Source organism: Pseudomonas sp. MIL19 (assembly GCF_028680365.1).
Classification (GTDB): Bacteria; Pseudomonadota; Gammaproteobacteria; order Pseudomonadales; family Pseudomonadaceae; genus Aquipseudomonas; species Aquipseudomonas spirodelae.
In genome coordinates this window covers 75,672-84,045 of sequence record NZ_JAPPVG010000014.1, presented here as the reverse complement: position 1 = coordinate 84,045, position 8,374 = coordinate 75,672, and the positions used below count along the sequence as shown (strand labels likewise).

The following is an 8,374-nucleotide window of genomic DNA, read 5'->3' as shown; positions in this document are numbered from 1 at the left end:
TCACCTCCAAGTCACCAGCGTGGCCACCACAGCCAGCTGGTTGCGCTTACGCGCAACGCGCCATGCCTGGCGCACCACAAAAAAGGGCGACCGAAGTCGCCCTTTTTCTGGATTAGCTGAACTTAGTTCTGCTTTTCCATTTGTGCGCGGAGCAGATCACCAAGGGTGGTCGGGCCCGCAGCAATGTCAGAGGTAGCTGGCTTGTCGCGCAGGCTCTGGATTGCTTCTTTTTCGTCTTCAACGTCTTTCGACTTGACCGACAAGCTGATTACGCGGCTCTTACGGTCAACGCTGATGATCTTAGCTTCTACTTCTTCGCCTTCTTTCAGAACGTTGCGCGCGTCTTCAACACGGTCACGGCTGATTTCGGAGGCTTTCAGTGTGGCTTCGATGCCTTCAGCCAGGGTGATGATTGCGCCCTTAGCGTCAACTTCTTTAACGATACCGCGCACGATGGTGCCTTTATCGTTAACAGCAACGTAGTCGGAGAACGGATCTTCTTCCAGCTGCTTGATGCCGAGGGAAATGCGCTCACGCTCCGGATCAACGGAGAGGATAACGGTTTCCAGCTCGTCGCCCTTCTTGAAGCGGCGTACAGCTTCTTCGCCTACTTCGTTCCAGGAGATGTCGGACAGGTGAACGAGGCCGTCGATGCCGCCATCCAGACCAATGAAGATACCGAAATCGGTGATCGACTTGATGGTGCCGGAGATTTTGTCGCCCTTGTTGAACTGACCGGAGAAATCTTCCCACGGGTTAGTTTTGCACTGCTTGATGCCGAGGGAGATACGACGACGCTCTTCGTCGATATCCAGAACCATAACTTCCACTTCGTCGCCGACGTTAACGACTTTCGAAGGATGGATGTTTTTGTTGGTCCAATCCATTTCGGATACGTGCACCAGGCCTTCCACGCCTTCTTCCAGCTCTGCGAAGCAGCCGTAGTCGGTCAGGTTGGTTACGCGCGCAGTGACACGGGTGTCCTGCGGGTAACGCGCCTTGATGGCAACCCATGGATCTTCGCCCAGCTGCTTAAGGCCGAGGGAAACACGGTTGCGCTCGCGATCGTACTTGAGGATTTTAACGTCGATTTCATCGCCAACGTTGACGATTTCCGACGGATGCTTGATGCGCTTCCAAGCCATGTCGGTGATGTGCAGCAGGCCGTCGACGCCACCCAGATCCACGAACGCGCCGTAGTCGGTGAGGTTCTTGACTATACCTTTGACTTGCTGACCTTCCTGCAGGGATTCCAGCAGTGCTTCGCGCTCTGCGGAGTTCTCAGCTTCGAGGACGCTGCGACGGGAAACGACAACGTTGTTGCGCTTCTGGTCCAGCTTGATGACTTTGAATTCGAGTTCTTTGCCTTCCAGGTGAGTGGTATCACGCACCGGACGGACATCGACCAAGGAACCTGGCAGGAACGCACGGATGCCGTTAACGTCGACAGTGAAGCCGCCCTTAACCTTACCGTTAATAACGCCCGTAACCACTTCCTCAGCGGCGAAAGCTGCTTCCAGAACGATCCAGCACTCGGCACGCTTGGCTTTCTCACGGGACAGCTTGGTTTCACCAAAGCCATCTTCAACCGCGTCCAGCGCTACGTGAACTTCGTCACCGACCTTGATAGTCAACTCGCCAGCGTCGTTGTGGAACTGCTCCAGCGGGATGAGGCCTTCCGACTTCAAACCAGCGTGAACGGTTACCCAACCAGCTTGGTAATCGATGTCGACGATGATAGCGGTGATGATCGAGCCAGCCTGAAGGTTCAGGGTTTTTAGGCTTTCTTCAAACAGTTCAGCAAAGCTTTCGCTCATTTTAATTCCTGTTGATTCAGGGCAGGGAATCCGCCCAAACCACACTCCAGACAATGTGGGTACGTTTATATAAAAAGAAGCGAGCGGGTCGAGGACTGGGTTCCCGTAAGCTTCCTTGGCGAGCCGGTCAGCTTAAGCAGCTGTGGCTCTGGTCATCCAGCGAGATCGCGAGTGGCGACTTCGCTGAGGATTCGTTCAAGCACTTGTTCAATCGAGAGTTCAGTGGAATCCAGCTGAATGGCATCGGCCGCCGGCTTGAGTGGGGCCACTGCACGCTGAGTATCGCGCTCATCGCGCGCCTGAATCTCATCAAGAAGACTCGCGAGATTAACATCATCGCCTTTGGCCTTCAACTGCAAGTAGCGCCGCCGGGCACGCTCCTCGGCGCTGGCGGTGAGAAAAACCTTTAGCGGCGCATCGGGAAACACCACTGTACCCATGTCGCGACCATCGGCGATCAGCCCGGGCATCTCCTGAAACGCTTGCTGGCGTTGCAGCAGCGCATCACGCACAGCCGGCAACGAGGCGACCAGCGACGCGCCGGCACCGACTTGCTCATTACGAATCAGGTCGGTGACCTCATCGCCTTCAAGAATAATGCGCTGACCATGGCCATCACCGGCAGCAATAAATTGCACATCCAGATGAGCGGCAAGCAGCTTCATGGCTTCTTCATTGGTCAGGTCGACGCCGTGATTGCCCGCTGCGAATGCCAGCAAACGGTAGAGCGCGCCCGAATCCAGTAGATTCCAGCCCAACTTCTTAGCCAACAAGCCAGCAACCGTACCTTTGCCAGAACCGCTCGGTCCATCGATGGTGATAACCGGTGCGACGATCATGCCTTACCCTCCTCGACGACACGGATACCCACCTGGGCCGACAGCGCCAGGAAGTTAGGGAACGAGGTGGCCACGTTAGCGCAGTCGTGAATGCGGATTGGTGCCGTCGCGCGCAGTGACGCCACGCTAAACGACATGGCGATACGGTGATCACCGTGCGCCCAGACCTCACCACCACCGATGCTGCCGCCGTCGATAATGATGCCATCCGAGGTAGGCTCAACCTTGACGCCAAGCGCCGCCAAACCATCAGCCATAACCTGAATACGGTCAGACTCTTTGACGCGTAGTTCTTCAGCGCCACGCAGCACAGTCCGCCCTTCGGCCACCGCGGCAGCAACAAACAGCACCGGGAATTCATCGATGGCCAGCGGCACCAAGTCTTCCGGAATATCAATACCCTTGAGCTTGGCGCTGCGTACACGAATGTCTGCCACCGGCTCGCCGCCGACTTCACGCTGGTTTTCCAGGGTAATGTCGCCGCCCATCAATTTGAGGATATCGATGACCCCGGTACGGGTCGGGTTGATCCCAACATGCTCAAGCACCAGCTCGGAGTCTTCGGCGATGCTGCCGGCCACTAGGAAGAACGCGGCCGAAGAGATATCTGCCGGCACTTCAATATGGGTCGCGGTGAGCTTGTGGCCGGACTCCACAGTTGCAGTATTACCTTCAACCATTACCGGATAGCCGAAGCCGCGCAGCATGCGCTCGGTATGGTCACGGGTCGGCGCCGGCTCGATCACCGTGGTCGAACCCGCCGCATACAAACCCGCCAACAACATGCAGGATTTGACTTGCGCACTGGCCATCGGCATTTCATAGGTCATGCCGCCCAGGCGCGCCCCCGCACGAATCGTCAGCGGCGGACGCCCCTCAGGCCCGGTTTCAATAATCGCACCCATGGCACGTAATGGCTTGGCCACGCGATTCATCGGGCGCTTGGACAGCGAGGCATCACCGGTCAGGGTGGTATCGAAGGGCTGCGCCGCCAGCAGGCCCGCCAGCAAGCGCATCGAGGTGCCCGAGTTACCCAGGTATATCGGCCCAGGCGGCGCCTTCAAGCCATGCAAACCAACACCGTGCACGGTGACGCGGCCATGGTGCGGCCCTTCGATGACCACGCCCATATCACGGAACGCCTGAATGGTTGCCAGCGCATCCTCACCCTCAAGGAAGCCCTCAACCTCAGTCACCCCTTCAGCCAGTGAACCGAGCATGATCGAGCGGTGCGAGATGGATTTATCACCCGGCACACGAATTCGCCCAGAGAGTTTGCCGCCAGGGTTAGCCAGAAAAATCAGATCGTTCGAGTGCATAGCGTCCACATAGGCCCTACGGGCGAGAATTTTGCCGAAATGCTCACGGGCCACGCGGGCGCGCGTAAATACGCCCAGCAATTGGTGCCCGTCCCCAGCGTCAACCGCGTCGCGCAAGGCGTCGAGGTCGTCGCGAAATACGTCCAGCGTGCGCAGCACCGCCTCGCGATTGGCGAGAAAGATGTCATGCCACATGACTGGATCACTGCCGGCAATGCGCGTGAAGTCGCGAAAACCACCGGCAGCGTAACGAAAAATCTCCAGGTTCTCACTGCGCTTGGCCAGCGAGTCCACCAGCGTAAAGGCCAGCAGGTGCGGCAGGTGACTGGTCGCAGCGAGCACCTGATCATGATGCTCGACTTCCATATGCTCGACATCCGCGCCGAGCTCGCGCCACAAGCCATCGACCAACGCCAACGCGGCCGCATCACTCTGCTCGCTGGGCGTCAGGATCACCTTATGCCGACGAAACAACTCAACATTGGCGGCCTCCACACCACTTTGCTCGGAGCCGGCTATCGGATGGCCCGGCACAAAGCGCACAGGCCGACCCGCAAAAGCCAGGCGTGCAGCGCGCACTACATTGCCCTTGGCACTGCCAACATCGGTCAGCACCGTAGCGCCCAGGTCAAGCTTCGCCAGCTCACTCAGGAGCTTCTCCATGGCCAAAATCGGTACGGCCAGCTGAATCACCGCCGCACCCTGACAAGCCGCCGCCAGGTCGGTTTCACAACGATCAACAACACCCAAGTCGACTGCCATACGCTGCGACTCGGGATCCAAATCGACCCCCACCACCTCACTGAACAGGCCGCGCTCGCGCAGGCCCTTGGCAAAGGAGCCACCAATCAACCCCAGGCCGATAACTACTAGGCGCCCAAGCTTAGGCGCAGCAGATGGCAGTGCCGTGTCAGCCGCGTTTAAATCGCTCACGCGCGCAACACCTCAGCCAGCGCCTCAAGGAAGCGGGCGTTCTCCGCGGGCAAACCAATCGATACCCGCAAGAAGTTCGGCATGCCATAACCGGCCACTGGTCGCACGATGACGCCCGCGCGTAGCAGCGCCTGATTGATCGCCGCCGTGTCACGAGCAAAATCCACGGCAATAAAATTACCTTTTGACGGTATCCAGCTCAGCCCCAACTCGCGCAAGCCAGCTTCCAGCTGCGCCATGCCGGCATCATTGAGCTGACGGCTTTGCGTCAAATAATCGCCATCATCCAGCGCCGCACAGGCGGCGGCCAAAGCCAGGCTGTTGACGTTGAATGGCTGACGCACACGATTGAGCACATCGGCTATCTGCGCCGAGCTGAGCGCGTAGCCAACACGCAGCGCCGCAAGGCCATAGGCCTTAGAGAAGGTGCGCGAGACCAGCAGGTTCTCATAACGTGCCAGGTACTTGAGGCCGTCTGGCAGCTCATCACCCTCGGCATACTCGATATAAGCCTCATCCAGCACCACCAGCACATTACTGGGCACGCGAGCGAGAAAACGCTCCAGCGCATCGGGGCCGAACCAGGTGCCGGTTGGGTTGTTTGGGTTGGCGATAAACACCACACGGGTGTTTTCATCAATCGCGGCGAGCATGGCCTCAAGGTCGTGGCCGTAGTCTTGCGCCGGCACCACTTTGCCATGCGCGCCAACAGCCTGGGTGGCAATCGGGTAGACGGCAAAGGCGTATTGACTGAACACCGCATTCAGACCCGGCGCCAGGTAGGCACGTGCGACCAGGTCGAGAATGTCGTTGGAGCCGTTACCCAGAGTGACCTGATTAACCTGCACAGCGCAGCGCGCAGCCAGACGGCTTTTCAGCTCGAAGCCGTTGCCATCGGGGTAACGGGTCAGCTCAGCCAACTCAGCGCGGATCGCCTCCAGCACTTTAGGGCTAGGGCCGAGTGGGTTTTCGTTACTTGCCAACTTGACGATGCTGGCCGGGTCCAGATCCAACTCACGGGCCAGCTCATCCACCGGCTTGCCTGGCACATAGGGCGACAACTGCTGAACGCCTGGCTGGGCCAAGGCGAGGAAATCGGTCATAACAAAGCCTCACGCTTAAAGCCGCAAGCCCCAAGTACAGCCCGGCGTCGATGCGCGTGTAGCTTGAAACCCGAGACCTGCCGCAGCAGTTTTAAAGTACCGCTTTGGGGTAGGAACCAAGGACCTTGAGCGCCACGGCTTCCTGATTGATCTTTTCCAACACGTCCTTGATCAACGGGTCGCGGTGATGGCCGACGAAGTCGATAAAGAACACGTAGGTCCACTTGCCGCTGCGCGACGGGCGGGTTTCGATGCGCGTCAGGTCGATGCCGTTGTTGTGGAACGGCACCAGCAACTCATGCAGCGCGCCCGGCTTGTTGCTCATGGAAATAATCACCGAGGTCTTGTCGTCACCGGTCGGCGGCACTTCCTGGCTACCAATGATCAAGAAGCGCGTGGAGTTGTCCGGGCGGTCCTCAATCTTCTCGGCAATTTTGCTTAGACCGTACAGGCTTGCCGCCATATCGCCGGCAATCGCCGCGCTGTTCCACTCGCTTTTCACTCGCTTAGCAGCATCGGCATTGCTCGATACGGCCACGCGCTCAACGTTGGGATAATGCGCGTCCAGCCACTTGCGGCACTGCGCCAGCGACTGAGCATGGGAATAGATACGGGTGATTTTGTCGGTTTTGGTGGTTTCACCGACCAGCAGATGGTGGTGAATACGCAGCTCGACTTCGCCACAGATGACCATGTCGTGCTCAAGGAAGCTGTCGAGCGTGTGGTTGATCGCGCCTTCGGTGGAGTTCTCCACCGGTACCACGCCGAAATTCACCGCACCGGCAGCGACTTCACGGAAGACTTCGTCAATCGCCGCCATCGGCACGCTGATCACTGCGTGACCAAAGTGCTTCATCGCCGCCGCTTGCGAGAAAGTACCCTCTGGGCCGAGGTAAGCGACTTTGAGCGGGTTCTCCAGCGCCAGGCAGGAAGACATGATTTCGCGGAACAACCGCGCCATTTCTTCGTTACCCAACGGGCCTTTATTGCGCTCCATGATGCGTTTGAGCACCTGAGCTTCACGCTCCGGGCGGTAGAACACCGGCTTCTCGCCCTCTGGCAGGGCCTTCATTTTGACCCGCGCGACTTCTTCGGCGCAGCTGGCGCGATCACTGATCAGCGCGAGAATTTTTTCATCGAGGTTATCGATGCGCAGGCGCAGGGCCTGCAACTCCTGCTCAGACACCTGATCGGTCATCAGCCGTGCTCCTTTTCGAACTCAGCCATGTAAGCGACCAGCGCCTCTACAGCATCCAGGCCCACCGCGTTATAGATGGAGGCGCGCATGCCGCCGACCGAACGGTGGCCCTTGAGGTTGAGCAAGCCACGGGCATCGGCACCGGCGAGGAAGGCCTTATCGAGCTTCTCGTCAGCCAGGCGGAACGGCACGTTCATCCACGAGCGGGCATTTACGGCAATCGGGTTGCTGTAGAAATCACTGGTATCGATGGCCTTGTACAGCAGGTCTTTCTTGGCGCGGTTGATGCGCTCCATAGCGGCTACGCCGCCCTGCTCTTTCAGCCACTCGAACACCAGGCCGGACAGGTACCAGGAGAAGGTCGCCGGGGTGTTGTACATCGAGCCGTTATCGGCGGCGACTTTGTAGTTGAGCATGGTCGGGCAGACGCTGCGGGCACGGCCAAGCAGATCTTCACGCACGATGGTTACCACCAGGCCGCTGGGGCCGATGTTTTTCTGCGCGCCGGCGTAGATCAGGCCGAATTTCGACACATCGATCGGCCGCGAGAGGATGTCAGAGGACATATCCGCGACCAGCGGCACGTCACCGACCTCAGGAACCCAGTCGAACTGCAGGCCACCGATGGTTTCGTTGCTGGCGTAGTGCAAGTAGGCGGCGTCTTTCGACAGCTGCCAGTCGTTCTGCCCAGGAATGGCGAAGTAGTCATAAGCCTTGGCGCTGGCCGCGACATTGATGTTGCCGTAGCGGCTGGCTTCTTCGATGCTTTTCTTCGACCAGATACCGGTGTCGATGTAGTCGGCGACGCCGTCTTCGGGCAGCAGGTTAAGCGGAATTTCAGCAAACTGCTGGCTGGCACCACCCTGCAGGAACAGCACCTTGTAGTCGGACGGAATGGCCATCAGATCGCGCAGGTCCTGCTCGGCCTTTTCCGCGATGGCGGTGAATTCCTCACTGCGGTGACTCATCTCCATCACCGACAGGCCTTTGCCTTGCCAGTCGAGGAGTTCCGCTTGGGCGCGCTGCAGAACAGCTTCAGGAAGCGCGGCTGGGCCGGCGCAGAAGTTAAAGGCTCGCTTGCTCACATCCACTCTCGCTCAAAAATGGTGAGCGGCTGGCTATCAACCAGCCGCCAAATCCTACGCCGTCACGGGCGGGGAAACCC

At 58.8% G+C, this 8,374-nt stretch carries 6 protein-coding genes; all 6 read right to left on the bottom strand.

Translation table 11 applies throughout. The annotated features are described in order from the left end of the window. Positions 1–122: 122 nt before the first annotated feature. Positions 123–1,817, bottom strand: coding sequence for a 30S ribosomal protein S1 (gene rpsA / locus N1078_RS11710; protein ID WP_274088356.1), 1,695 nt, complete (start codon positions 1,815–1,817; stop codon positions 123–125). 152 nt (positions 1,818–1,969) lie between these two features. Then, on the bottom strand, positions 1,970–2,656 hold the full coding sequence (gene cmk / locus N1078_RS11705) for a (d)CMP kinase (RefSeq protein WP_274088355.1): 687 nt from the start codon (positions 2,654–2,656) through the stop codon (positions 1,970–1,972). After that, the gene (locus N1078_RS11700) at positions 2,653–4,908 is read right to left on the bottom strand and encodes a bifunctional prephenate dehydrogenase/3-phosphoshikimate 1-carboxyvinyltransferase (protein WP_274088354.1); all 2,256 of its coding nucleotides are present in this window, start codon (positions 4,906–4,908) and stop codon (positions 2,653–2,655) included. The genes cmk and N1078_RS11700 overlap by 4 nt, the downstream gene beginning before the upstream one ends. Beyond that, positions 4,905–6,011 carry a histidinol-phosphate transaminase gene (gene hisC, locus N1078_RS11695; RefSeq protein WP_274088353.1) on the bottom strand — a complete coding sequence of 369 codons (1,107 nt, stop codon included), beginning with the start codon at positions 6,009–6,011 and terminating at the stop codon, positions 4,905–4,907. Before hisC ends, N1078_RS11700 begins: the two co-directional genes overlap by 4 nt. A 91-nt stretch (positions 6,012–6,102) precedes the next feature. Beyond that, a complete protein-coding gene (gene pheA, locus N1078_RS11690; protein WP_274088352.1) occupies positions 6,103–7,209 on the bottom strand; it encodes a prephenate dehydratase in 1,107 nt (368 codons plus the stop codon). Continuing rightward, on the bottom strand, positions 7,209–8,294 hold the full coding sequence (serC, locus tag N1078_RS11685) for a 3-phosphoserine/phosphohydroxythreonine transaminase (RefSeq protein WP_274088351.1): 1,086 nt from the start codon (positions 8,292–8,294) through the stop codon (positions 7,209–7,211). The genes pheA and serC overlap by 1 nt, the downstream gene beginning before the upstream one ends. Between the last annotated feature and the right edge of the window lie 80 nt (positions 8,295–8,374).